Here is a 23,105-nt window from a genome sequence, read left to right on the forward strand (position 1 = left end):
AATTGCCAGGGGCAATCGCTTGTGGCGTCGGCTCCGAAGAACCAACGGCTCATTGAAACACGACAGGCGGCGTAACCGCCGCGAGGAGGCACTGTGGGCACTCACACGACGCTGGACGAGATTCGACAGGCGGGCAGCATCCTGGCCGGCATCCGCTCGGCAGATGACCTGACCGTCGCCGCCAGCCGGGACGGCGGCAACCGTGCCGTGCGGCTGCTCACCCAGGCGGCGCTCGACCCCACCGACCAACTCACCGCTATCGCCTCCGTGCACGCGCTGGCCCAGGTCTTCGACGAGTCGGCCGATGACGTCCTGGTCGCGCTGCTCGAAAACGACGCGGCGTTCCTGCGCGAACACGCCGCCTGGGCGTTCGGCACCAGGCTCCCGCGTTTCGACGCCATCGCCGGCCTGCTGCGCATGGTCGTCGCCGGGGGGTTCTCGGGCATGATCGCCCAGCGCACCCTCGAACAGTGGGCGTCGTCGGCCCCCGACCACGTGGCGTTGGCCACCGAGGGCGCCATGCTCGGCGTCGCCGGCCCCGCCGCCCGTGCCCGGCTCGTCGAAACCCTTGGCCTGATCCCAGGCCGCATCCCCGACCGGATGCTGCGGCGCATCGCCGCGGATGCCGCCGAAGCCCTCGACCCCCGCGCCGCGGCTGTAGCCGCCCTCGGCGACCGACCGGCCACCGACGCCGCCATCGGCCTGGTGACCAGCCTGGCCCGGGGGGACGACGACCTGGCCGACGTGGCCAGGTTGGCGCTGCTGGACCTCACCGTGCCCAGCTATCCGCGGGCACCGTGGAGCCAGGGCCAGACCGTGGCCCAGCTGTTCCTGCACGCCGACATCGACCGCGAGCTCAGCCAGGTGGGGGCCGGCGACAACGGCGGCATCGCCACCTTGCTCGTGCGACTGGGCGACGCCCTCGTCGCCGGCGATGACAGCACGGCGGATGCGTTCCCGCCGGCCGTCGACCGGGTGCTCACCCTGTCGCGCGGCGGCCCCGACGCCGCCCTGACTTGCCTGCCGGAGGTCAGCTCCACCCTCTCCGGTCACGCCTTCGCCACGGTGCCGTTCCTGGGCGCCCCGGTCTCCTCCGCCGAATCCTGGCCCCGCCGGGTGGCCGTGCAGCGCGGCATCCGCCGGGTCTTGCGGGCAGCAGGCACCGTGGACGTGCTGCACCTGCGGATGGCCGACGTCGGCACCCTCGCCGCCTCGACCGTCGCCCGCGAGTTGGAGATCCCGATCGTCTTCACCGTCGCCCCCGACCCGCACAGCGTCATCAACGCCATGGACGCCTCCGGTGCCCTCACCCGGGCCAACTTCGGCACCGTCGACGAGGTCGAGCACTTCTGGTTCCGGGCCCGGCTCGTGCAGCGGATCGCGGCCGACGCCGCGCACACAGTGCTCTTCCCTCGCCCCCAACTGGAGCGCGACATGCGTGATCTGGTCGGCATCGACATCACGGCGCACCCTGAGCGGCACTCCGTCGTCGCCGAAGGCATCGACCTGACGGTGATCGAACGCTCCGTCGAGACCGCGCTGAAGGCCGACCCGGCCGACTTCGCCGACCTCGACGCCCTGCTGGCGACCCTGCCGGCTTCCCGCCGGCACCTGCCGCTCGCCGTGACGGTGGGTCGGTTGCACAGGGTGAAGGGCATGGCGACCCTGGTGCACGCCTGGGCTGACGATGCCGCCCTGCGGGAGCGCTGCAACCTGCTGATCGTCGGGGGAGACCTGCGCACCCCGTCGGCGGACGAACGCCGTCAGCTCGACCTGATCGGCACGGCGGTCCCGCTGGACTCCGCCGCCGAGCACGGCCTGCTGCTGGCCGGACACCGCGCCAACGATGCGGTCGCCCGCTGGCTGGCCGCCGCCAGGCACGGCCGTCCAGGGCTGGCCGCACCACGCGGCGTCTACGTCTGCGCGAGCATGAAGGAAGAGTTCGGCATCGCCCTGCTCGAGGCCATGGCGACCGGGCTCACCGTCGTCGCCCCGAACGCCGGCGGACCGGCGACCTACGTCGAGGACGGCACCACCGGGTTCCTGGTGGACACGGCGGATGCCGGCAGCCTCGGCGCCGGTATCGCCGCAGCTCTTGATCTGGCCTCCGGCCCATTCGGCGACGAGTTCGCCCAGCGCGCCGCCGACATGGTCACCGGCACCTTCGCCATCCAGGCCATGGCTGGCACCCTCGCCGGCGTCTACAAGTCCGTCGTCGAGGCGCAGGAAGCGCTCAACTGGGCGTTGAGCGCCTCATGACGCTCCTCATCATCAGCCCGGACTACGCCTCGCACCTGTTTCCCCTCGCGACCCTCGGCGCCGCCTGGCGGGCCGAGGGTGAGCGGGTCGTCGTGGCCTCGGGGCCGGCCACGGCCGGCATCGTCGCCGATTTCGGCTTCGAGCGGGTGAACCTGCAGCTCGGCCGCGGATCCAACCCCGGCACCATCCGCGCAGAGGACCAGCCCACCGGGGAGGACGACGCCCTGCGCGGCTTCTTCGACGCCACCAGGGTCGGCCTGGTCGAGACGCTGAGGTTCCAGGCCGAGGCGCGCAGCAGCGACCTGCTGTGGAACCCGGTTGTCGTGGCCCGGGAGGTGCAGCGGATCGTCGCCGAGGTTCAGCCGGACCAGGTGATCGTGGACCACCTGGCCTTCAGCGCCCGGCTCGCCCTGATCAGCGCCGGAGTGCGACACGCCGACGTGGTGCTCGGGCATCCGTCGGCCCTGCCCGTCGGCGACGAGGTCTACGGCTACCCGGGCGCCTGGCCCGCCGCGTTCACGCCCGACCCGCACGAGCTGGTGCAGCTGCGGCTGCTCTGCGAGCGGGTGCGCGACGACTTCACCCTGCAGTGGAACGACGCCCTGCTGCAGCTGGACCCGGCCGCTCCGCCCAGCGGCGACGCGTTCACCGAAACCGGCGACGTGCTGCTGCTCAACTACCCGGCCGAGCTGCACTCGCCGGCCCGCACGGCGCTGCTGCCCGAGCACGCGTTCCTGGGCTCTGCGGTGCGCAGCGAGGCTGACGACCCCCAGGTCACCCGTTGGCTGGCCGCTGCCGACGACCGTCCCATCGTCTACGTGAGCTTCGGCAGCTTCCTGTCGGTACGCGGAGACGTGCTCGCCCGGGTGGCCGAGGCCCTGCGCGGCCTCGAGGTGCGGGTCGCGATCGCGGTCGGGTCCACCGACGCCGCCGAGCTCGGGCCGATCCCCGATTCCTGGCTGGTGCGGTCTTTCCTGCCGCAGGTGAGCGTGCTGGCCCGCTCGGCTCTGGCCGTGACCCATGGCGGCAACAACTCCGTCACCGAAGCCATGACGGCCGGCGTCCCGCTGCTGGTGCTGCCGTTCTCGACCGACCAGTTCGCCGGCGCCGCGGCGCTCGACGACGCTGGTTTCGGCATCTCCCTCGACCCCAATACCGCGGGTGTGGATGCGCTGCGGCAGGCCACGGAGACGCTGCTCGGGTTGACCGGGGAACCGCGTGACCGGCTGCGGGCACTGAGCGCGTCGCTCGCGAACGGTGCGGGGCCCAAGCGTGCTTACACGGCGTTGCAGGACGTGCCGAACGACGCCAGGCCGGCGGCCTGAGGACGGTCTGACAGCGGTCTGACACGGAGGGGCGCTACGCGTCGATCGCGTAGACGAGCGACTCCTGCACCATGCCCAACCAGTTGTAGATGTCGTTCACGACGTGGGATTCCTCGTCGTCGAGGTGCGGCATGCCCTGCGGGTCGATTTGCAGGCGGTCCGCCACCACCAGGCGCAGGTCGGTGAGGGTGCGCAGCCAGGACTGCACCTGCCGTTCGTCGAGGACTATCGGCACCGGCAGCTGGTCGTGCACCGGAACATCCAGGCGGCCGGCGCTTTGCTCGTCGTCGCCGAGCGCGCCGAGCACCGCGGCGGCGTTGGCGAGCTTGCCCTCGAGGAGTCCGTCGGCCGTGAAGCGGCGAAACTCGGCCGCGGCCTCCGGGTCGTCGGGATAGGCATCGGGCAGCAGCCGGCGCACCGCGGGTTGGGCGAGCATGGCCGCGTCGTCGGCGTCGATCGAACCGAGCAGTTGCAGCAGCTGCGAGGTGACCTGGCGCAAGAGGTCGACCTCGATGGGTTCGAACATCGCCGAGACGGTGCCGGAGTCTTCGCGGCGGAATTCCATCATGCTTCTGCGCTCATTCTGTGGCGCTCATTCTGCTGCGCTCATTCTTCGGTCCGGTCCAGGGTGGCCCAGAGCCCGTAGCCGTGCATCGCCTCGACGTGCCGTTCCATCGATTCCCGGTCACCCGTGGCCACGATCGCGCGCCCGTTGTTGTGCACCTGCAGCATGAGGCGCTCTGCCTCGGCAGCGGGCACGCCGAAGTAGCTGCGGAACACGTAGGCGACGTACGACATCAGGTTCACCGGGTCGTCCCAGACCACCGTCACCCAGGGGCGATCGAGGGAGATCGCCTCTCGGACGCGGGTCGATTCGTCAATCTGGGGCACCGGTTAAGCCTCACACGCCCGCGCTGATCCTGCCACCACCGCATGGCAGGATGGGGAGATCGTGAGAGACCTGCAATGAGCCGTATTCAATGAGCCGCCGCCAGCCGTATCGTTCCCGGTCCACCCGCACCCGGCGTCCAGTGCTCCTGATCATCGTGATCCTGGCCGGAGCGCTGGTCGCCGGCGTCGGCTACTTCTCGCCCGGCTCGTCAGGCGTCCCATCCGGACCTCAGCCGACCGCGAAGCCCGCAGAGGGCACACCGCTCGGTGACCCGCCAGGTGACCCGGTCGCCGTGCCGGCAGCCGGGCTCGCCAGCGTCGAGGCGCTCGCGCTGGTCGCCGCGCTGCCGGATGCCGTCTACGCCGACAACGGCAGCTACGCGGGCAACCGCCAGGAGCTGTTCGGCGATGCCTGGGCCTTCGACTTCGACCAGAACGGCTGTGACACCCGCAACGACATCCTCACCCGCGACCTCACCGGCACCGACATCGATCCGGCGACCTGCCGGGTCTACACGGGCATCCTCACCGACCCGTACACGGGCGAGACCATCGACTTCGTGCGCGGCCAAGAGACCTCGGCCGACGTGCAGATCGACCACCTGCTGCCGTTGAAAGCCGTCTACGCCACCGGGGGAGAGGCCTGGCCGGCCGAGAAGCGCGAGGCCCTGGCCAACGACCCGGTCAACCTGCTGGCGGTGAAAGGCACCGAGAACTCGTCGAAGTCCGACTCGCTGCCCAGCGAATGGCTGCCCGGCTTCTACCCCGATGTCTCCGACCGGCACGACCTGGGCCAGCGGGTGGTCTGGGACGACCTGCCGGCGGACACCGGGCTGCAGTGCTGGTACATCGACAAACTGGTGCCGGTTTTCGTGGCCTACGACCTCGGCGTCACGCCGGAGGACCGCGCCGCGATGACGGCCGTGCTGGAGTCCTGCCTGGACTGATTTGCGTGGTGACGTCGATCCTCTGCTGCGTGCTGGGCAGCCGGCGTACCCGAGCTCGGTGACGGCCGTGGGCGGATCCGTGCTCATGGCGGCGGCCATGGCCGACCTGGCCCTCGGGCTGCTCGGCCTGGCGCCGCTGGCCTGGACCGTGATCCTGCTGGGCTCTAGGCGATGGTCGCCGCCGGTGCCGCCAGACGGCGGGACGGCCGGGCGCCGGTGGGCCACGCCGTGTCCGGGGACCGGGCTGCTCCGGCCGCCGCGGTAGCCCCTCGGCACCTGTACCTGCTGCATCAGCTGGGGTTGGTGGTGGTGGCCGGGCAGGTCGCCCTGGGTGCAGGCATGGCCGGCGGCGCGGGCTCGGCGCCGGGTGCGGTCGGTGGCATGACGCATCCGCACTCGGTATCGATCTTGGTCGCCGTGGTGTGTGTCGCCGGGGCACTGTTCACGGTTGGAAGGAGATAGTGAGTTTTCTAGGACGCCCCATCCGCTTGGGTCCTTCTAATCTCACTATTTCCTTGTTTGGGTGGGGTCTAGGCCGGGGTGACCGGGGCGTGGTGCGGGCGGCCGGCGGCGTGGCCGATCGCGGTGACGGCGAGGGTGATCACCGCGGTGACGGCGATGCCCCAGCCGATGTGCACCATGAGCAGCAGGGCACCGACACCGGCTCCGGTCAGGATCAGCACGATCGCGGCCAGACGGCGGAACCAGGGCTGGTTCTTGGCGCCGCCGAAACGGGAATCCGCGGCGAAGCCGGTGATGGTGGAGGTGACGACGACAGTGGTGACATCCTTCACCGCGATGTGGCGGGCCACGGCGGCCTGCAGGCCCATCACGGCGGCCAGGAAACCGGTCACGATCAGGTCGAACGGTGCCGGGGGTGTGCCGCCCACCGCGAACAGGAAAACCGCCAGAAATGCCATGACCAGACCGACCGCGCCGAACAGCACGGTCGCCTCTGTGGTCCAGCCGAACTTCACGTGGCGCAGCACCCGGCCGCCGACCGCGGCGCCGACCATGAAAGTGAACAGGGCGATGAGCGGGCCCACCACGGGCAGGTCGTCCGCACCGGCGATGGCCATGCCCAGGATTACGACGTTGCCGGTCATGTTGCCGGTGAACACCTTGTCCAGGCCCAGGTATCCCACCGCATCCGCCACCCCGGTGGAGAAGGTGAGCGCGAGCATCAGGCCGAGGTGCAGGTGATCCGGTTTGCTGCGCAGACGGTGGATGACGGGAGTGGAGGGCACGGCGGTCCTATCGGCTCGGGAATTGTCACGGTAGTGGCTGGTCGTGTCTGGCGCAAAACTGGCGCTATTCTCGACCAACGGGGATGCGCCGGCCATCCGGCGACAATCCGGTTCCCGCCCCACGATCCGACAAGGCGCATCATGCCATTCGACATCCTGCAGCCCGGCACCGGGCACATCCGCGCCGCGCAATACTTGCGCGCCACCCCGGCCACCGTGTTCTGGGGCCGGTTGCCCTGTGCGACGGATGCCCCGGCCCTCACGATCGATGCCGGCACCGAGGTGACCATCGACACGATCAGCCACGAGGGCGTGCTCGAAGACCAGGGCCGCGACCCGGTGGCCTTCTTCGCCGGCCACGGCATCGACCGTGCGGGGGTGCTCGACGACGCCGTGCTGCTGGCCGGCTCGGACAGCCCGCGCGACCCGCGGCTGGACGGCCCGCACCTGATCACCGGCCCGATCCACGTGCGGGGTGCCCGGCCAGGTGACCTGCTCAAGATGACAGTGCTCGAGGCCACCCCGCGGGTGCCGTACGGCGTGATCTCCAACCGGCACGGCCGCGGCGCGCTGCCCGGCGAGTACCCGATGGGCGCGGCCAACGTGAGCGTGTTCGCCGCCCTCGAGGACACCGAGACCGGCCAGGTCGGGACCCTGCCGCTCGTGCCGGGCGGCCCGCGCAGCGTGCGCTTTCCGCTCAACCCGTTCCTGGGCATCATGGGCGTCGCCGTCGCCGGTGATGAACGCCCGCACTCGGTGCCGCCCGGCGCGCACGGCGGCAACATCGACATCAACCTGCTCACCAAGGGCTCGGCGCTGTATCTGCCGGTGCAGGTGGACGGCGCGCTGGCCTACGTGGGCGACCCGCACTTCGCGCAGGGCGACGGCGAGGTGGCGCTCACGGCCATGGAGGCGTCCCTGCGGGTGACCATCCGCTTCGACGTGGTGACCCAGGCCTATGCCCTCGCGGCCTTCGGCGAGCTGGTCGGACCGCTGGCCGAAACCACCGAGTTCCTGGTGCCCACCGGCATGGACGCCGACCTCGACGAGGCCGTGCGCAAATGTGTGCGAGCCGCCATCGACCTGCTCGCCGCGCGCTACGGCATGGACCGCACCCTCGCCTACGCCTACCTGAGCGCCGCGACCGACTTCAACATCTCCCAGGTCGTGGACCTGGTGACCGGCGTGCACGCCCGCATCCGGGTGGCGGACTTCGATGTCTGAGTCGCCGGTTCCCACCACCGTCACGGGCGAGCTGCCCGACGGCCTGCTCGCCGCCTTCGCCGACTACGAACAGGCGCTGGCCTCTAACGACCTCGCGGCGCTCGACGCCTTCTTCGCTCCCGGCGAGCACACCCTACGCGGCGACGCCACCGGTCTGCTGGTGGGCCACGACGCGATCAGCGGCTTCCGCGGCGCCCGCGCCGGCACGGCGGCCAGGGGTATCCGGTCGCTGCACGTGCGCGTGATCGACCCGCGGCACACCGTGATCGTGTCGGTCAACACCCCGGATGCCGGCGGCGCCGGACTGGTCACCCAGCTCTGGGCGCTCTCGGCGGTGGGTGAGTGGCAGGTGGAGGTGGCCCAGGTGGCCGCGCCGCCGGCCGCGATCAACCCCACCGTGTGGCGGCTGGTGGGCACCCCGCTGGTGGCCGCCCCCGACGACGCCTCGCACACTCTGGCCGGTGAGACCGTCGCAGTGAAGGACCTCTACGACCTCGCCGGGTTCACCGTGGGCGCCGGCAACCCGGCCTACCTGCGCGAGGCCACACCGGCCGGCCAGACCGCCGCGGCCGTCGCGGCGCTGCTCGGCGCCGGCGCGAGCGTGCAGGGTATCGCCCAGACCGACGAGTTCGCGTACAGCATCGCCGGCGACAACGAGCATTACGGCACCCCGCCCAACGTGCGGGTGCCCGGCGCCCTGCCGGGCGGCTCGTCGAGCGGACCGGCCGCCGCCGTGGCCCTGGGCCAGGCCAGCATCGGCCTGGCCACCGACACAGCGGGCTCCATCCGGGTGCCCGCGTCGTACCAGGGCCTCTGGGGGCTCCGCAGCACTCACGGCGCCGTGGACCGCACCGGCCTGCTGCCGCTGGCGCCCTCGTTCGACACCGTCGGCTGGCTCACCCGCACACCGGACGTGCTGCGGGCCGCCGCCGCCGCGTCACTCGACCCCGCCCTGCAGATCACGGCGCAGCAGGTCACGGCGCAGCAGGGTAGAGGCCAGCAGGGCAGAGCACTGCAGAACGCAACGCCCGCCAGGTTCGCGGTGTCCGGCGCGCTGATCTTCGCCGCCGACGACGACGTGCAAGCCGCCTTCGTCGCCGGGCTGGACCGGCTCACCGACGCCGGCCTGTTGCCGCCGCCGGACCTGGTCGACCTCGGCGACCTCGCCGAACTGCTGCGCATCTTCCGCATCGTGCAGGCCGCTGAGGCCTGGCGGGCCAACGGGGACTGGGTCGCGGCCCACCCCGGCGCACTCGGGGCCGCCGTCGCGAGCCGGTTCGAGACGGCCTCCCGGAGCGACCCGGCCGCCGAGGCGGAGGCGCGCGCCGCCCTCGCCACCGCCAGGGCGCGCCTGGACACCGTGTTGGACGGGCGCATCCTGCTGCTGCCGTCGGCGTCGTCGACGGCCCCGTCCCGGCAGACGAGCGCGGCCGCTATCGATGTGACCCGAACCGCGACGCTGACGATGACCAGCCTGGCCGGGATCGGCGGCTACCCGGCCCTGTCGGTGCCGCTGTTCGAGGCTCAGGGCAAGCCGGTGGGGCTCTGCCTGGTTGGGCCGCGGCACACGGACCTCGCCCTCATAGAGATCGGGGCGGGGTTCGCCCAAGGACTCGGGTCCGGATCCGCACCGAGGACGTGAACCGCGCGAAACACGACTGAAACACCTGTTGCGTAAACTGGGCACCTGAAACAGATGATTCAGAACAGCCGAAGGGTGACACAGCCATTTCCAGTCTGCCGATCAATCCGCCGTCCCGTCTGCTGATGGGCCCAGGCCCCGTCAACGCCGACCCGCGGGTGTTGCGCGCCATGTCCGCCCAGCTGGTGGGCCAGTACGACCCGTCGATGACGGCGTACATGAACGAGACCATGGAGCTCTACCGGGGCGTCTTCCAGACCACGAACGAGCAGACCCTGCTCATCGACGGCACCTCCCGGGCCGGCATCGAAGCGGCCCTGGTGTCGCTGATCAGCCCCGGCGACCGGGTGCTTGTGCCCATCTTCGGCCGGTTCGGCCATCTGCTGCGCGAGATCGCCGAACGCGCCGGCGCCGAGGTGCACGTGCGGGAGGTCGAGTGGGGCACCGTGTTCACCCCCGCCCAGATCGAGCAGGCCATCCGCGAGACCAAACCGGCCCTGCTGGCGATCGTGCACGGCGACACCTCCACCACCGTGGCCCAGCCGCTCGACGAACTCGGCGACATCTGCGCCAGGCACGGTGTGCTGTTCTACACCGACGTCACCGCGTCGCTGGCCGGCAACACCTTCGAGGCGGATGCCTGGGGCCTGGACGCCGTGACCGCCGGCTTGCAGAAATGCCTGGGCGGCCCTTCCGGATCGGCGCCGGCCACCTTCTCGCCGCGCGCCGTGGAGGTGATCAACGCCCGCAAGAGCATCGAAGCGGGCATCCGCGAGGCCGGCGACGCCGTGAGCTTGCACCCGATCCGCTCCAACTACTTCGACCTGTCGATGATCTTCGACTACTGGGGTCCGAAACGGCTGAACCACCACACCGAGGCCACCACCATGCTCTACGGCGCGCGGGAGTGTGCTCGGCTTCTGGTGGACGAGGGCATCGACGCGGCCGTTGAGCGGCACCGGCTGCACGGTGCCGCGATGCTCGCGGGCGTGCAGGGCCTGGGCCTGGCCGTCTTCGGCGACGCCTCGCACCGGATGAACAACGTTGTGGCCGTGCGCATCCCCGAGGGCGTCACCGGCGACGCCGTGCGCGGCGAGCTGCTGGGCGACTTCGGCATCGAGATCGGCACCTCGTTCGGCCCGCTGCGCGGCTTGGTCTGGCGCATCGGCACCATGGGTTACAACGCCCGCAAAGACACCGTGCTCACCACCCTGGCCGCCCTCGAGCAGGTGCTGCGTCGCTCCGGCGCAACCGTGACCGGCGGCGGCGGAGTGGGCGCCGCGTACGAGATCTACCAGGATGCCGCGGGCTCGTGACGACGCCGGAGCCCCGGGACGGATCGGGAGCGCGCACGAGCGCCGCCGCAGTCCTTGAGCGCTGCGACGAACTCGCCGGACACACCAGCGCGCCCGACGGCCTGATCGAGCGAGTCTACCTCTCGCCGGAGCACACTGCCGTGAATGCCCTCGCCGCCGGCTGGATGCGGGACGCCGGCATGGCCACTTGGCAGGACGCCGCGGGCAACCAGTGCGGCCGCCTCGAGGGCGCCACCCCCGGCCTTCCCGCGCTGCTGCTCGGCTCGCACCTGGACACCGTGCCGTCGGCGGGCCGGTACGACGGCATCCTCGGCGTGCTCACCGGCATCGCCGTGGTCGAGCGCATTGCCGCCAGCGGCCGCGCCCTGCCGTTCGCCCTGGAGGTGGTGGCCTTCGGCGACGAAGAGGGCACCCGGTTCGGCACCGCTCTGCTGGGCAGCCGGGCGCTGGCCGGCACCTGGCTGGATGCCTGGTGGGAGCTGACCGACGAGGCCGGCGCCACCCTGCACGACGCGTTTCTGGCCTTCGGCCTCGACCCGGCCGCGATCACCGCCGCCGCCCGCACTTCCAACGACTTCGTCGGCTACCTCGAGACCCACATCGAGCAGGGACCGCTGCTCGAGGAGCGCGCCCTGCCGCTGGGCATCGTGTCGTCGATCGCCGGGGCCCGGCGCTTCCAGATCACCATCACCGGCAGGGCCGGCCACTCCGGCACCCCGTGGACCCACCGCCGGGACGCCCTGGCCGGCGCCAGCGAGGCCATCGTGGCCATCGAAAGGCTCGCCCGCGACGCCGACCTCATCGCCACCGTGGGGCACCTCGAGGTATTCCCCGACGCCGTGAACGTGATCGCCGGCCTGGCCGAGTTCAGTCTCGACCTGCGCGGCCGGTTCGACGCGGACCGCGACGACGTCTGGCAGCAGATCGAGGCCCTGCTCGAGGAGATCTGCGCCGCCCGCGGCCTGCACGTCGCGGTGCACCAGACCCACTCGGCGCCCGCGGCGCACTGCAGCGACAGGTTGCGCGCGGTGATCGCGGCGGGCATCAGTGCTGCGGGCATCCGCGCCGGCGCCGCTGAAGAAGCCGAACCGCTGGAGCTGCTCTCGATGGCAGGCCATGACGCTATGGCGATTGCCCACCTCACCGAGATCGGCATGCTGTTCGTGCGCTGCGCCGGGGGAGTGAGCCACCACCCCGACGAATCCGTCACCGAAGCCGATGTGGCCCGGGCGCTGGATGCCTTCGAGGCCACCGTGCTCGCCCTGGCCGACGCTCTCCCGGCCCAGGCACCGCAGCCGGAGGGCCCGGCATGACCATGAACATCGGCCAGCGCATCGACGGCCGGTACGGCGAACTGTCGCCGCAGGAGCAGCGCGCCGCGGACTTCATCCTCGACCACATGAGCGACCTCGCGGTGTACAACGCGTCGGAGCTGGCCAGGCTCAGCGGGGTGTCCAAGGCCACCGTGTCCAGGCTGTTCCGCCGGCTCGGCTTCCAGGACTCCGCCGAGGTGCGCGAGCACGCCAGGGCCCTCCGCAGCCTGGGCGCACCGCTCGGCGGCCCCGGCGCATCCGCCGGCACCCCGTCGAGACTCGCCGCTCACGCCGAAGCCGAACACGACAACCTGCGCCGCCTGCTGGTGACCCTGGAGGACGGCCGGCTGGATGACGCCGCCCGGCTGGTGCAGTCGGCCCAGAACGTGGTGATCGTGGGGCTGCGCAACAGCTACCCGCTCGCGTTGCACCTGCGGCAGCAGCTGGTGCAGGCGCGCGCCCACGTGCGGCTCGCGCCGCTGCCCGGCCAGTCGCTCGGCGAGGAGCTGGCCGGCCTGGGCCCGCGTGACGTGGTTGTGCTGATGGGCTTCCGCCGCCGGGTGTCCGGCTTCGGCGATATCGTCGCGGCCATCCGTCGGCGCGACGTGCCGCTGGTGCTCATCGCCGACTCCTCGGCCCGCAAGTACTCCGACCAGGCCACGCACTGGCTGGAATGCCCGGTGGACTCGGTGTCGGCGTTCGACAGCTATGCCACGGCGATGAGCCTGGTGAACCTGCTCGCCACCGGCGCGATGGGCGTGCAGGTGCGCGAAAGCCGCACCCGCATCGCGGCCATCACCAGTGTCTATGAAGACCTCGAGGAACTCGAAGCCCCCTGGTGACCACGACTCATTCGGTTGACGGCTCGTCGACGTCCAGGCCCGTGCCCAGGTCGTCGCAGGACACCGCGGTCACTCGGTGTGCCACCAGGTACGGTCGCGCACCGGTGTCGCCGGTCAGGCCCGCTCGCAGCGGCGCCCAGTGCTCGCGGCCGATAACCACCGGATGCCCGGGCCGGCCCGCGAAGTTCGCCTGTCGGAGGGTGAGCGGGCTCGCTCCGTCGATCAGGCGTCGCACGGTGTCGGCGGTGAGGTCGGGCACATCCACCGGCACCAGGGCCACGGCGGTCACGGAGTCGCCGTCGTCCTCCGGCTTGTCGCGTAGCAGCCTGTCGAGCCCGGCATCGAGGGACGCCGACAGCCCCGCTGCCCAGTCCTGGGCGTGCACAACCTGTAGCCTGTCCGGCCGCTCGAACCGGTCGGCAGCTGCGCGAAGCAAGCTCTCCGCTTCGGCGCCGCTCGCCCCCAGCACCACCAGGATCGGATCGCAGCCGGCGGCGTCCAGGGCCAGGGCGGCACGCACCAGCCAGGGTTCCCCGGTCGCCTCGACGACCAGCGCCTTGGGGCCTCCGTACCGGCTGCCGGCGCCGGCGGCCAGGACCAGCCCGGCCACCCGCGGCGCGTGTGCCGGCCGGGTGAGATCGTGGGAATGCATGCCTGTCATGGTACGGGTCGCGGCCCAACCCGCTCCTCGACCTCGCCACCCTTCTCGACCGACGATCGCCGCCCGGAGGACCCCATGACCACGATTCCCGTCGGCGACGACCTGCGCACCGCGCTCCTGGCCTGCCTGGCCGTGCCCCGCTGGGCCGACGAGGTCGCCGGTCACGCGCCGTACGCCTCGGCCGCCGAGCTCCTCGAGGCCGCCAGGGTGGCCGCCACCCCGCTGCCCAGGAATGAAATCGACCAGGCCATGGCGGAGCATCCGCGCATCGGGGAGAAGCCAACGGGCACCTCGCCGGCCGCTGGGTTCTCCCGCACCGAGCAGGCCTCGGTCGACGCCGACGACACCGACCTCGCGGCGGCCATCGCCGACGGCAACCGGGTCTACGAGGAGCGCTTCGACCGGGTGTTCCTCATCCGCGCCGCCGGACGGAGCCGGCGCGAGATCCTGGCCGAACTGCGCCGCCGGCTGGCGCTGGATGACGATACCGAGGCCGCCATCGTCGGCTCCGAGCTACGCGACATCGCCCTGCTCCGTTTGGGAGTTCTGGCCCTGCAGTGGCAGGATGACTCGGTGCCCGAAACCGACGCCCCCGACGCCAGAACCCCGTCAGGCGACTCCCGATGAGCCCGCGTAGCCACATCACCACCCACGTGCTCGATTCGGTGTCCGGCCGGCCCGCCACATCCGTCGGCGTGGTTCTCGAGCAGCACCTGCACGGCAGCTGGCGCGAACTGGACACCGCTTCGACGGATGCCGACGGCCGGGTCGCCGACCTCGGACCGGAGGCCGTGTCCGCGGGCCGGTACCGCATCACCTTCGATACCGGCAGCTACTTCGCCGCCCGCGGGCAGGCGACCTTTTACCCGTACGTCACCATCGTCTTCGAACTGGCCGACGAGTCGGCGCACTTTCACGTGCCGCTGCTGCTCAGCCCGTTCGCGTACTCCACCTACCGGGGCAGCTGAGCCGGTCTCGCCCGTGCGGGTTGCGGGGAGAGCGTCGGCCTCGGCCCGGCCGCTAGACGTCGATCGCCGCTACCAGGCTCGCATCCTGCGGGTCGATGGCCCGCACGCTGTTCACCCTGCGGTCCACCGGGTGGGTGCGCATGGTGGCCGCCACCGCGGTGGACGTCTTGTCCAGCAGCTCGATCATGGCCGTGCGGTTCGCCGCCGACTCGGTGGGGTTCGCCGCGGTGATCGACTGCGGGTTCAGCCAGGTCGCCCAGGTGTCGGTTTCGAGGAAGGCCGGCATCCGGTCGTGCACCTCGCCGGAGGCGTCCCTGGCCTCCCGGGTGATCACGGCGAAGACGCGGGACCACTCGCCGTCGGCGTCCTTTGATGCCCAACTGACCCCGGCAGCTGCGAGGAGACCGTCGCCGTGGATGAAGTGCGGTTGTTTGGCCCCCTTCTCGCCGGTCCACTCGTAGTAGCCGAGCATGGGCACTATGCAGCGGGCATTCGAGAACGCGCCGACCCAGAAGCGTTGGTCGAGCTTTTCCAGCCGGGCGTTGATGATGGGCCCGCGCCGTGGCGCCCCGGCCGGCTGCGGCCAGTCCCAGGTGGCCAGCGTCACCTCCCTGGTGGGATGCTCGGCGCCCTCTGGCTGCCATTCGCGCACGATGGGGGCCGGGTCGGTGGGGGCGATGCTGTAGCTGGGCCGCCAGTCGCCGGCACGGCCGCCGGCCGCGACGAAATCGCGAATGAGGTCGTCAACGTCTTCGTTCATAGCAAATCTGCCGCACATGAGGGCGAGAGTACCCCGTGCGTGCGGGCGAGTCACGCGGATGCGGGATTCCCGGGATCGCTGACGCGCGACGAGAACCGCACGAGGTAGCCATCCGGGTCCTGCACCAGGAACTGCGCGACCCCGGCCCGGGTCTGGCCGGTCTCGTACCATTTTGTCTCGGCGGCCATGAACAGCGGCCACTCGGCCGCGGCGAGGCGCTCGAGCAACGGCGCGATCTGCGACAGCATGATCTGGAAGTTGATGCCCCGCCCGAGCGGCCGCTCGAGGGCGCCGGGGACCCAGTTGCGCCCCACGCCGACCTGCTCGAGCATCAGGTGGGCGGTGCCGGTGCGCAGGTAGGCGAAGCCGTCGTCAGGCCGGTCGTAGAGCACCTCGAAGCCGCAGAGGCCAACCCAGAAATCCAGACTGGCAGCAAGGTCCTCGATCAGGAGCTCGGGCACCAAATCCGGGAAGAACACCGGCTCCGGTGACGAGGAGGTGTCGGTGTCTGCTGCGCTCATGCGTTCCAGTATGGCGGCGAGCCTTGCCGTATCCGCCCCCTGGGAGTGTCCGCTCCGCCACAATCGACTCATGAGCCACGAATCGAGTCCACCCGGCGAAGTCTTGATCGAGGGTGCCACCCCAGTGGACCTGCCGGCGTTGGCCGAGTTGCGCTGGCGGTGGGTCCTGGAGAACGAGGGCGATCCCGTCGTCAGCCTCGACGAGTTTGTGAGGATCTTCGCCGAATGGGCGCTGGCGCACAGCGCGTCGCACCACTGCACGATCGCCCGCCGCGGCGAGACTGTCGTGGGCATGGCCTGGCTGGCCACGATTCCTCGGGTGCCGAGTTCGCGGGCGCCGATGCGGGCCTCCGGCGATGTGCAGAGTGTGTACGTCGTCCCTGCCGAACGAAACTCCGGCATCGGCGGGCGGATGCTCGCTGCCGTCCTGGAGCGAGCCTTCGACGCCGGCCTCGAGCGGGTCACCGTGCACTCGACGGCCGGTGCCGTCACCGCGTACGAGCGGGTCGGGTTCGCCGCATCCGCACGCCTGCTGCAGGCCACTCGCACGCCGTGACCCGACATCTGTTGCCGCTCCGGACTTTGGTGCCGGTGCGCCGGACGCAGAAGTCCGCACGGGCAACAGTCGGGCACTGGAAGCCTCGTGCTGTGGAAGGCTGAGGGTATGACGCGCACCGACCCGCATCCAGCCAGCGACGAGCACCGTTCGCTGAACGAGTTCCTCGACTTCCAACGGGAGACCCTGGTGCTCAAGGCCGAGGGGCTGGACCGGGCGGGCCTCAACGTCGCGGTGGCGCCATCCACCCTCACCCTGGCGGGCCTGCTCAAGCACCTGGCCTACGTGGAGGACCGCTGGATCCAGTCCCGGTTCCTCGGCCGCTCCGACGACGAACTCGAACCCTGGGGTAATGCTCCGTGGCACGAGGACCGCGATTGGGAGTTCACCAGCGCCGCCGACGACGACCCCGATGAGCTACGCGCGCTGTACCGGGCGGCCTGCGAACGCAGTCGCCGAGCCACGGCCGGCCGGAGCCTCGACGACCTGGTGGTCACGCCGGGCCGGGACGGCGAGGTGTGGAGTCTCCGGTGGATCCTGCTGCACCTGATCGAGGAGACGGCCCGGCACTGCGGCCACGCCGACCTGATCCGCGAGGCTGTCGACGGGACTGTGGGCGAGTAACTGGTGCCGCTGCGGACAATTGGTGCCGGTACGCCGGGCACATTCGTCCGCACGGGGAACAGCTGGCCGGGCTGGGGCCGGGCGGGCCGGGCTGGGCCGGCGGTTCCCCGCGGCGCGCACGCCGGTTACGGTGTGCGCATGAGCGCATCGACCCAGTGGGTACCGCCATCCGTTCCCGCCGACGGGTGGAACAACAACCAGATCGCGGTGGGGGCGCGCACGGTGTTCTTGTGGGCGCTCGGCGTGCTCGTCGGCTCCTGGGTTTTCGCTATCGGGCTGGCCTCGTCGCAGAGCCTTGGCGTCTTCGTGTCCTGGTTAGGCTCCGTGACCGCGACGGGCTTGGCGATCTGGGCGATCGTCCTGGGCAGCATCGGCGCCGGCCGCGCGGCCAAGCTCGGCGGCTACCGTCGTGGCACGGCGCTCACGGGCTTGCTCGGCGGCATCGGCGTGCTGCTGATCGCCCCGATCGTGGGGCTGCTCGGCTCGCTCATGCTCCTAGCCTGAGCGCCTGAGCGCCTGAGCGCCTGAGCGCCTGAGCGCCTGAGCGCCTGAGCGCCTGAGTTCTTGGGCGCTTGGGCGCCTGGGCGGTGCGGATGCGTCGCCGCTCCACCGCCTATCCGCGCCAACTGTTACTCCAACGGACAATTGGGCGCGGTACGCCGGGCGCAATTGTCCGTACGGGGAGCAGTCAGGCGGGGAGCAGTCCGCACGGGGAGCAGTCCGCACGGGGAGCAGTCAGGCGGGGAGCAGTCCGCACGGGGAGCAGTCAGGCGGGGAGCAGCCAGGCGGGGAACAGCCAGGCGGGGAACAGCAGGCGGGGAACGGTGGGCGAGGGACACACGGCCGGGAGGACCGGGGCCACGCAGCGCGCGGGGTCAGGGGGCGGTGACGCGGCGGCCCCGCACGAAGACGCCGGTGATGGCCGGCTGGCGGAGGGCCATCAGCAGGGCGAACAGGGTCTGGTCGCTGGCCATGGCCTCGTCGTCGGCGCGGATGCCGTTGGCCAGCACCGCCGCGAGAGGCTCCCACTGGTCGGGCTCGATGAGCAGGAAGTCGGCATCCTTCCCCACATCGAGGTTGCCGTAGCGGTCCTCCATGTCGAGCGCCCGGGCGCCGGCCAGGGTGGCGGTGAACAGCAGCTCGGCCGGGCTGATCGACAGGCCTGCGTCGCCCGGCTCGGACAGGTGCACCTTGAAGCAGTCGTTGAGCACCCGGCTCATCAGCCACTCGTCGCCCGCGCCGATGTCCGAGCCCAGCGCCACATTCACGCCGAAGCCCGTGGTGCGGGTCCACGGCATGGTGCCTGAGCCCAGGAACTGCTGCGAGGTGGGGCAGTGCGCGATCGACGAGCCGGTCTCGGCCAGGCGGGACAGCTCATCGTCCTCGCAGTGCACGGCGTGCGCCAGGATGCTGCGGCGCCCGAGCAGGCTCGACCCGCCCACCACGGAGCCGGGCAGGAACTTCCCGTCGTAGGTGTCGAGGTAGTTCTCGACCTGGTAGATGGCCTTGACCACGTCGATCTCGCCGGTCTCCGGGCGGTTGTTCTCGTTGAGGTGGCTGTGGAAGTAGACGCCGTCGCCGCGCACCCCGTCGTAGAGCTCACCGAGCGCGGCCAGGCTGTGCGGTGTGACCGACAGGCTGAACCGTGGCACCACGGCCACCTGCAGGAGGGCCGTGCGCGGGTCCCCGGTGTCGCGGGCGTGCCAGCGGGAGATCTCCTCGCTCACCAGGTCGAGGGCGCGGGCCTCCGAGGTGACCAGGGCACGGGCCGACTCCGGCCCGACGGTCTGGATGCCGCGCCCGCTGACCAGGCGAAGCCCGACCCGTTCGGACTCGGCGAACAGCGCGTCCTGGGCGTGCGGGAACGCCGAGCCGAACACCAGGGCGCTCGTGGTGCCTGCCGCGGTGCGCCGCCGGGTGAAGTCGCGGGCGATCGCGGCGGCGAACTCGTCGTCCTGCAGCCGGGTCTCGGCCGGGAACACGCAGTTGTCCAGCCACTCGAGCAGCTGGCCGCCGCCGTAGGCATCCGTGGAGTAGGTCTGCGGAAAGTGAATGTGGGTGTCGACGAAGCCGGGCAGGATGAAGCCGCCCCCGGTGTCGGTCACCGGCAGGGACGAGAAGCCCGCGGGCAGGTCGGCGGCCCGGCCGACCCAGGCGATGGTGCCGTCGGATGCAGTGACCAGGGCGCCCTGGGGCAGGGAGACCAGGTGGGCAGGAGCCTCGGCGAGGGTGGGGGAGCCGGTGACGTGGAAGACGTGGCCGAGGTAGACGTGCCCCAGGGACGTGGCGGCGACCCTCATCAGACCAGCCCGGTGTACGAATCCCAGGCCGGGCCGGCATCCGTGGCGTCGTCGTGCATGACGCAGGCCTGGATGAGCCCGTACGGCCGGTCGGCCGCGTGGTAGACCTCGTTGTTGTTCTCCACACCGAACGGCGAGAGGTCGTAGAGGAAATGGTGCTTGTTGGGCGCGGACAACCGGATCTCGGCGATGTTCGGGTAGGCCTCGAGCACGGCCTGGCCCATCTTGTACAGGGTCTGCTGGAGGGCCAGGGAGTGCACCACGGCGAACTGGGTCTTCAGGATCGCGGCGATGCAAGCGTAGGTGGCCTCCCAGTCCACGTCGGTGTGGTCGGCGAAGCGCCAGCCGGCGGTGAGGGAGGTGGCCATCACCCTGTCGTTGGTGGGCTGCAGCAGCGTGCACGGGTCCTGCATGAAGCCGGAGAACTCGGACCCGGTGGACTTGAGCAGGATCAGGTCTTTCAGACCGCCGACCACCCAGATCTGCTGGTCGTCGCCGGTGCCCTCCACCGAGATCGCCGCGGTGCGCACCTCCCGGCCGCGCCGCACCCAGGTGTGGTCGTGCTCGGTGCCGTCCACGACGACGCGTTCCCAGGCGAACTCCTCGATCTCCACCCGGGAGCCGGCCACGGAAGTGATGTGGTCGACGAAGTGGGTGGCCAGGTCGAGCCCGTAGCTCTCGATCGAGAGCAGGCCCTTCTCCTTGGCGAAGGAGTACGCGGTCTGCTTCTGGGTGTCGGTGGGCAGCACCTGCAGCTGGTCGCCCGCGAGGTGCGCGTCGGCAAAGTCGCCGTGCAGCGCGGTGGAGACGCTGATGTCGTGGATCTCGTGACGGGGCGTGTCGCGGTAGATGCGCACGATGCGGTTCTCCGCCTTGCCGTAGCGGTTGGGTCCGAGGACTATCGACATGTGGTGCTCCTTCGGGGGGTCGGCGTGAGGCATCGGGCGGAGAAGCGGGAGGTCAACGGGCGCTGGGCGGTTGACGGGCGCTGGGTGGTTGACGGGCGCTGAGCAGGCGACCGGCGGGGGGCCGGGCGGATGCGACTGGCGGGCCCGACGTGTCGCCATCGACCGCGTAGACCACGTCGCCGGCCAGCCAGGTGGTGTGTACCCGGCCGAACAGGGTGGCCCCGTCGAAGGCGCTCACCCGGTTCTTGTGTCGCAGGGTGTCGACGTTCACGGTGAAGGCTTCGTCGGGTGCGAACGCGACCAGGTCGGCCGCGGCGCCGACGGCGATTCGGCCGGCCGGCAACCCCACGAAACCGGCGGTTGCCCCGGCCATCCAGTGCAGCACCTGCTCCAGCTCCACGCCCCGGGCTCTGGCTGCGGTCCAGACGGCGGGAAGGCTCAGCTGCAGGCCGGAGATGCCGCCCCAGGCCAGGCCGAAGTCGCCGCCGTGGCCCAGTTTGAGTTCGCGGGTGGCGGGCGAGTGGTCGGAGGCGATGAGGTCGATCACGCCGTCTTCCAGGCCCTGCCAGAGCAGGTCCCGGTTAGCGGCATCGCGAATGGGCGGGCAGCACTTGAACGCCGTGGCGCCGTCGGCGATGCCCTCGGCGGCGAAGCTGAGGTAATGCGGGCAGGTCTCCACGGTGACGGGCAGGCCCTCGGCGCGGGCGGCGGCCAGCCTGGGCAGCACCTGCGCCGACGAGAGGTGCAGGATGTGGGCGCGCACGCCGGTGCGCCGCACGACGTCGATCACACGCGAGATGGCGGCGTCCTCTGCGGCGTCGGGCCTGGTGGCCACGAAGTCGCGGTAGTGGCTGCCGCCGGCGTTCTGGCTGCTCTCCAGCACGTCCGGGTCCTCCGCGTGCACCACGAGCAGTCCGCCGAAACCGGCGATCTCGGTGGCGGCGGCCTCGAGCTCGGCGGGGGAGAGGTGCGGGAACTCGTCGACGCCGGAGGGGGAGAGGAAGGCCTTGAACCCGAAGACGCCGGCGTCGTGCAGCGGCTCGAGCGAGCCGAGGTTGGCCGGGATCGCCCCGCCCCAGAAGCCCACGTTCACCGTGGCCTGTGGCGCGGCAGCCTGGCGCTTCAGCTCGAGCGCGGCCACCGTCGTGGTCGGCGGGATGCTGTTCAGCGGCATGTCGACGATCGTGGTGACCCCTCCGGCAGCCGCGGCGCGGGTGGCGCTGGCAAAGCCCTCCCAGTCGGTGCGGCCGGGTTCGTTGACGTGCACATGAGTGTCGACGACGCCCGGCTGCAGCACCTGACCGGCCGGGAGGGTGATGTCCAGCCTCGACTCGAGCGCGGCATCCCTGGGCTCGATGGCGCGGATGACGCCGGCGGTGATCGCCACGGCGGCCGGCGCGAAACCCGGGGCCCACGCGTCTGGGGCGAGCACTCGATCCGAGCGGATGACCAGGTCGTACATCGGGTTCTCCTTCTCGGTTCGAGAGCGTCGCGTGGGCCTCGTCGAGGCCTCTTCTGTCACCCTAGTGAAGTCGTTCAGGCCTCGTTCCGGGGTTCTGAAACCTGTCGGACACACGACGTGCGCGGTCGGTGAAACACCGACGTGACCCGTGGCCCTAGGCCGTCGGGTACCCTTCGACGTAATCGTCGATGGACGCCAGATAGGCCGCCTTCTCGGCCTCGGGCAGCCACGACGCCCGGAACGAGTTCTTGGCCAGCAGCACCAGTTCGGAGCTGTCCAGCCCGGCCTTCTCGGCCAGCGCCAGGTAGTTGTCGGCCACGTACGCGCCGAAGTAGGCGGGGTCGTCGGAGTTGACGGTGACCAGCACGCCGAAGTTCAGCAGGGCCACCATCTCGACGGCCTTCATATCGGCCGTCACGAAGCTGTTCGACACCGGGCAGCAGGTGAGCCCCAGCCCGCGCTCCCGCACCAGGGTGACCAGCTCGGGGTTCTCCACGATGTTGGTGCCGTGGTCGATGCGGTCCACCTGGATGTCCTCGAGGACCTGGCGGATGTTCTCGATGCTGCCTGCCTGGTCGATATCGCAGTGCATCGTGAGCTTGAGCCCGTTCTCCCTGGCCAGGGCGAAGACCGCGGCGAACTTGGCCGGCGGGTTCTCGCGCTCGTCGGAGTCGAGACCGACGCCGATGAACCGGTCGGTGTACGGCAGCGCGGATGTCAGGGTCTCCAGCGCGCTCTCGGCGGAGAAGTCTCGCAGGAAGCAGAGGATCAACTCGGCCGAGACACCGAGGTTGGCGGCATCCACGGCGGCCCGGTGGTAGCCGAGGATCACGGTCTCGATGCTCACGCCGCGGGAGGTGTGCGCCTGTGGGTCGAAGAACGCCTCTACTCGGCGCACGCCGTCGGCTGCGGCGCGGCGGAAGTAGGCGGTGGCGAGGTCGTAGAAGTCGGCCTCGGTGACGAGAACGTTCATCGCCGGGTAGTAGACGTCGAGGAAGCTCGCGAGCGAGTCGAACTCGTAGGTGGCGCGCACCTGCTCCACAGTGCTCTGGCCGATGTCCACACCGTTTCGACGGGCCAGCTCGAGCTTGAGTTCGGGCTCGAGGGTGCCTTCGAGGTGCAGGTGCAGCTCGGCCTTGGGCAGGCCGGCGACGAAGGCCGGGGTCGGTACGATGGCTGTGGACATCGGGGTTCCTTTCTGGGCGGACCCCGTGACGCTATCACGCCAGGGTTCCGGGGCCGCTCGGGGAGGAATCCCGCGTTCCAGCACGGCTTTTCGGACGTAATGAGCCGGAAATGTAGTGGTCTTCATGGCGTCACACTCAGCACTTAGTGTTCC

General features: G+C 70.9%; 24 protein-coding genes. 14 read left to right on the forward strand and 10 right to left on the reverse strand.

The window, feature by feature from the left end; genetic code table 11:
• Window positions 1–93 precede the first annotated feature (93 nt).
• Both BJQ95_RS07685 and BJQ95_RS07690 read left to right on the forward strand, forming a co-directional pair.
• Window positions 94–2,259, forward strand: a complete 2,166-nt coding sequence (locus BJQ95_RS07685; RefSeq protein ID WP_130177400.1) for a glycosyltransferase — start codon at window positions 94–96, stop codon at window positions 2,257–2,259.
• A complete protein-coding gene (locus BJQ95_RS07690) occupies window positions 2,256–3,584 on the forward strand; it encodes a glycosyltransferase (protein ID WP_130177399.1) in 1,329 nt (442 codons plus the stop codon). The genes BJQ95_RS07685 and BJQ95_RS07690 overlap by 4 nt, the downstream gene beginning before the upstream one ends.
• Before the next feature lie 34 nt (window positions 3,585–3,618).
• On the opposite strand, the gene BJQ95_RS07695 is transcribed toward BJQ95_RS07690, so the two are convergent.
• Both BJQ95_RS07695 and clpS read right to left on the reverse strand, forming a co-directional pair.
• Complete coding sequence (locus tag BJQ95_RS07695) at window positions 3,619–4,152, reverse strand: DUF2017 domain-containing protein (protein ID WP_130177398.1); 534 nt, start codon at window positions 4,150–4,152, stop codon at window positions 3,619–3,621.
• 38 nt (window positions 4,153–4,190) lie between these two features.
• On the reverse strand, window positions 4,191–4,475 hold the full coding sequence (gene clpS / locus BJQ95_RS07700; protein WP_130177397.1) for an ATP-dependent Clp protease adapter ClpS: 285 nt from the start codon (window positions 4,473–4,475) through the stop codon (window positions 4,191–4,193).
• Between the two features lie 89 nt (window positions 4,476–4,564).
• Between clpS and BJQ95_RS07705 the strand changes: the two genes are divergently transcribed.
• Together BJQ95_RS07705 and BJQ95_RS07710 are read left to right on the forward strand one after the other, a co-directional pair.
• Window positions 4,565–5,422, forward strand: a complete 858-nt coding sequence (locus tag BJQ95_RS07705; RefSeq protein WP_130177396.1) for an HNH endonuclease family protein — start codon at window positions 4,565–4,567, stop codon at window positions 5,420–5,422.
• Between the two features lie 67 nt (window positions 5,423–5,489).
• Window positions 5,490–5,687 (forward strand): hypothetical protein, encoded by a 198-nt coding sequence (locus tag BJQ95_RS07710; RefSeq protein WP_165384908.1) that lies wholly within the window; start codon window positions 5,490–5,492, stop codon window positions 5,685–5,687.
• A gap of 265 nt (window positions 5,688–5,952) precedes the next feature.
• Here the strand turns inward: BJQ95_RS07710 and BJQ95_RS07715 are convergent, their stop codons facing one another.
• Complete coding sequence (locus BJQ95_RS07715) at window positions 5,953–6,669, reverse strand: YoaK family protein (RefSeq protein ID WP_240694704.1); 717 nt, start codon at window positions 6,667–6,669, stop codon at window positions 5,953–5,955.
• 141 nt (window positions 6,670–6,810) lie between these two features.
• Between BJQ95_RS07715 and BJQ95_RS07720 the strand changes: the two genes are divergently transcribed.
• The 5 genes from BJQ95_RS07720 to BJQ95_RS07740 all read left to right on the forward strand — a co-directional run bounded on the left by BJQ95_RS07720 (window position 6,811) and on the right by BJQ95_RS07740 (window position 13,006).
• The gene (locus BJQ95_RS07720; protein WP_130177394.1) at window positions 6,811–7,893 is read left to right on the forward strand and encodes an acetamidase/formamidase family protein; all 1,083 of its coding nucleotides are present in this window, start codon (window positions 6,811–6,813) and stop codon (window positions 7,891–7,893) included.
• Complete coding sequence (locus tag BJQ95_RS07725) at window positions 7,886–9,535, forward strand: AtzH-like domain-containing protein (RefSeq protein WP_130177393.1); 1,650 nt, start codon at window positions 7,886–7,888, stop codon at window positions 9,533–9,535. The genes BJQ95_RS07720 and BJQ95_RS07725 overlap by 8 nt, the downstream gene beginning before the upstream one ends.
• A gap of 125 nt (window positions 9,536–9,660) precedes the next feature.
• Window positions 9,661–10,851, forward strand: a complete 1,191-nt coding sequence (locus tag BJQ95_RS07730; RefSeq protein WP_130177392.1) for an alanine--glyoxylate aminotransferase family protein — start codon at window positions 9,661–9,663, stop codon at window positions 10,849–10,851.
• Window positions 10,848–12,164: an allantoate amidohydrolase gene (locus BJQ95_RS07735; protein WP_130177391.1), complete on the forward strand. Its 1,317-nt coding sequence runs from the start codon at window positions 10,848–10,850 to the stop codon at window positions 12,162–12,164. Before BJQ95_RS07730 ends, BJQ95_RS07735 begins: the two co-directional genes overlap by 4 nt.
• The gene (locus tag BJQ95_RS07740; protein WP_240694703.1) at window positions 12,161–13,006 is read left to right on the forward strand and encodes a MurR/RpiR family transcriptional regulator; all 846 of its coding nucleotides are present in this window, start codon (window positions 12,161–12,163) and stop codon (window positions 13,004–13,006) included. Before BJQ95_RS07735 ends, BJQ95_RS07740 begins: the two co-directional genes overlap by 4 nt.
• 7 nt (window positions 13,007–13,013) lie before the next feature.
• Here the strand turns inward: BJQ95_RS07740 and BJQ95_RS07745 are convergent, their stop codons facing one another.
• Window positions 13,014–13,658, reverse strand: coding sequence for an NTP transferase domain-containing protein (locus tag BJQ95_RS07745; RefSeq protein ID WP_130177390.1), 645 nt, complete (start codon window positions 13,656–13,658; stop codon window positions 13,014–13,016).
• Between the two features lie 84 nt (window positions 13,659–13,742).
• Here BJQ95_RS07745 and uraD point away from each other — a divergent pair, with 84 nt between their 5' ends.
• A complete protein-coding gene (gene uraD / locus BJQ95_RS07750; RefSeq protein WP_130177389.1) occupies window positions 13,743–14,294 on the forward strand; it encodes a 2-oxo-4-hydroxy-4-carboxy-5-ureidoimidazoline decarboxylase in 552 nt (183 codons plus the stop codon).
• Window positions 14,291–14,635 carry a hydroxyisourate hydrolase gene (gene uraH, locus BJQ95_RS07755; RefSeq protein WP_130177388.1) on the forward strand — a complete coding sequence of 115 codons (345 nt, stop codon included), beginning with the start codon at window positions 14,291–14,293 and terminating at the stop codon, window positions 14,633–14,635. The genes uraD and uraH overlap by 4 nt, the downstream gene beginning before the upstream one ends.
• 52 nt (window positions 14,636–14,687) lie before the next feature.
• On the opposite strand, the gene BJQ95_RS07760 is transcribed toward uraH, so the two are convergent.
• Both BJQ95_RS07760 and BJQ95_RS07765 read right to left on the reverse strand, forming a co-directional pair.
• Entirely contained in the window at window positions 14,688–15,395 is a 708-nt protein-coding gene (locus BJQ95_RS07760; RefSeq protein ID WP_240694702.1) for an SOS response-associated peptidase, read from the reverse strand.
• Between the two features lie 50 nt (window positions 15,396–15,445).
• The gene (locus tag BJQ95_RS07765) at window positions 15,446–15,916 is read right to left on the reverse strand and encodes a VOC family protein (protein WP_165384907.1); all 471 of its coding nucleotides are present in this window, start codon (window positions 15,914–15,916) and stop codon (window positions 15,446–15,448) included.
• Between the two features lie 70 nt (window positions 15,917–15,986).
• Here BJQ95_RS07765 and BJQ95_RS07770 point away from each other — a divergent pair, with 70 nt between their 5' ends.
• The 3 genes from BJQ95_RS07770 (at window position 15,987) to BJQ95_RS07780 (ending at window position 17,600) form a co-directional block, all read left to right on the forward strand.
• Entirely contained in the window at window positions 15,987–16,472 is a 486-nt protein-coding gene (locus tag BJQ95_RS07770) for a GNAT family N-acetyltransferase (RefSeq protein ID WP_130177386.1), read from the forward strand.
• Between the two features lie 108 nt (window positions 16,473–16,580).
• Window positions 16,581–17,096, forward strand: coding sequence for a DinB family protein (locus BJQ95_RS07775; protein ID WP_256041576.1), 516 nt, complete (start codon window positions 16,581–16,583; stop codon window positions 17,094–17,096).
• Window positions 17,097–17,234: 138 nt separating this feature from the next.
• Window positions 17,235–17,600: a hypothetical protein gene (locus BJQ95_RS07780; RefSeq protein ID WP_130179278.1), complete on the forward strand. Its 366-nt coding sequence runs from the start codon at window positions 17,235–17,237 to the stop codon at window positions 17,598–17,600.
• A gap of 371 nt (window positions 17,601–17,971) precedes the next feature.
• Here BJQ95_RS07780 and BJQ95_RS07785 read toward each other — a convergent pair whose 3' ends face one another.
• The 4 genes from BJQ95_RS07785 to add all read right to left on the reverse strand — a co-directional run bounded on the left by BJQ95_RS07785 (window position 17,972) and on the right by add (window position 22,952).
• Window positions 17,972–19,396 carry an amidohydrolase family protein gene (locus BJQ95_RS07785; RefSeq protein WP_130178257.1) on the reverse strand — a complete coding sequence of 475 codons (1,425 nt, stop codon included), beginning with the start codon at window positions 19,394–19,396 and terminating at the stop codon, window positions 17,972–17,974.
• Window positions 19,396–20,304, reverse strand: coding sequence for a factor-independent urate hydroxylase (gene pucL, locus BJQ95_RS07790; RefSeq protein WP_130178256.1), 909 nt, complete (start codon window positions 20,302–20,304; stop codon window positions 19,396–19,398). The genes BJQ95_RS07785 and pucL overlap by 1 nt, the downstream gene beginning before the upstream one ends.
• A gap of 52 nt (window positions 20,305–20,356) precedes the next feature.
• Window positions 20,357–21,766 (reverse strand): allantoinase AllB, encoded by a 1,410-nt coding sequence (gene allB, locus BJQ95_RS07795; RefSeq protein WP_130178255.1) that lies wholly within the window; start codon window positions 21,764–21,766, stop codon window positions 20,357–20,359.
• Between the two features lie 154 nt (window positions 21,767–21,920).
• A complete protein-coding gene (gene add / locus BJQ95_RS07800; protein WP_130178254.1) occupies window positions 21,921–22,952 on the reverse strand; it encodes an adenosine deaminase in 1,032 nt (343 codons plus the stop codon).
• Window positions 22,953–23,105: the final 153 nt, after the last annotated feature.

It is taken from the genome of Cryobacterium sp. SO1, from assembly GCF_004210215.2.
Taxonomy (GTDB): domain Bacteria; phylum Actinomycetota; class Actinomycetes; order Actinomycetales; family Microbacteriaceae; genus Cryobacterium.

What these genes read in the sequence shown, in the direction of transcription:
- uraD (WP_130177389.1), top strand. Translation starts at nt 13,743, where the DNA reads ATGACCACGATTCCCGTCGGCGACGACCTGCGCACCGCGCTCCTGGCC.
- pucL (WP_130178256.1), bottom strand. Translation starts at nt 20,304, where the DNA reads ATGTCGATAGTCCTCGGACCCAACCGCTACGGCAAGGCGGAGAACCGC.
- BJQ95_RS07740 (WP_240694703.1), top strand. Translation starts at nt 12,161, where the DNA reads ATGACCATGAACATCGGCCAGCGCATCGACGGCCGGTACGGCGAACTG.
- uraH (WP_130177388.1), top strand. Translation starts at nt 14,291, where the DNA reads ATGAGCCCGCGTAGCCACATCACCACCCACGTGCTCGATTCGGTGTCC.
- BJQ95_RS07785 (WP_130178257.1), bottom strand. Translation starts at nt 19,396, where the DNA reads ATGAGGGTCGCCGCCACGTCCCTGGGGCACGTCTACCTCGGCCACGTC.
- BJQ95_RS07695 (WP_130177398.1), bottom strand. Translation starts at nt 4,152, where the DNA reads ATGATGGAATTCCGCCGCGAAGACTCCGGCACCGTCTCGGCGATGTTC.
- BJQ95_RS07780 (WP_130179278.1), top strand. Translation starts at nt 17,235, where the DNA reads ATGAGCGCATCGACCCAGTGGGTACCGCCATCCGTTCCCGCCGACGGG.
- BJQ95_RS07725 (WP_130177393.1), top strand. Translation starts at nt 7,886, where the DNA reads ATGTCTGAGTCGCCGGTTCCCACCACCGTCACGGGCGAGCTGCCCGAC.
- BJQ95_RS07745 (WP_130177390.1), bottom strand. Translation starts at nt 13,658, where the DNA reads ATGCATTCCCACGATCTCACCCGGCCGGCACACGCGCCGCGGGTGGCC.
- BJQ95_RS07760 (WP_240694702.1), bottom strand. Translation starts at nt 15,395, where the DNA reads ATGAACGAAGACGTTGACGACCTCATTCGCGATTTCGTCGCGGCCGGC.
- BJQ95_RS07765 (WP_165384907.1), bottom strand. Translation starts at nt 15,916, where the DNA reads ATGAGCGCAGCAGACACCGACACCTCCTCGTCACCGGAGCCGGTGTTC.
- BJQ95_RS07690 (WP_130177399.1), top strand. Translation starts at nt 2,256, where the DNA reads ATGACGCTCCTCATCATCAGCCCGGACTACGCCTCGCACCTGTTTCCC.
- BJQ95_RS07775 (WP_256041576.1), top strand. Translation starts at nt 16,581, where the DNA reads ATGACGCGCACCGACCCGCATCCAGCCAGCGACGAGCACCGTTCGCTG.
- add (WP_130178254.1), bottom strand. Translation starts at nt 22,952, where the DNA reads ATGTCCACAGCCATCGTACCGACCCCGGCCTTCGTCGCCGGCCTGCCC.
- allB (WP_130178255.1), bottom strand. Translation starts at nt 21,766, where the DNA reads ATGTACGACCTGGTCATCCGCTCGGATCGAGTGCTCGCCCCAGACGCG.
- BJQ95_RS07720 (WP_130177394.1), top strand. Translation starts at nt 6,811, where the DNA reads ATGCCATTCGACATCCTGCAGCCCGGCACCGGGCACATCCGCGCCGCG.
- BJQ95_RS07770 (WP_130177386.1), top strand. Translation starts at nt 15,987, where the DNA reads ATGAGCCACGAATCGAGTCCACCCGGCGAAGTCTTGATCGAGGGTGCC.
- BJQ95_RS07730 (WP_130177392.1), top strand. Translation starts at nt 9,661, where the DNA reads ATGGGCCCAGGCCCCGTCAACGCCGACCCGCGGGTGTTGCGCGCCATG.
- BJQ95_RS07705 (WP_130177396.1), top strand. Translation starts at nt 4,565, where the DNA reads ATGAGCCGCCGCCAGCCGTATCGTTCCCGGTCCACCCGCACCCGGCGT.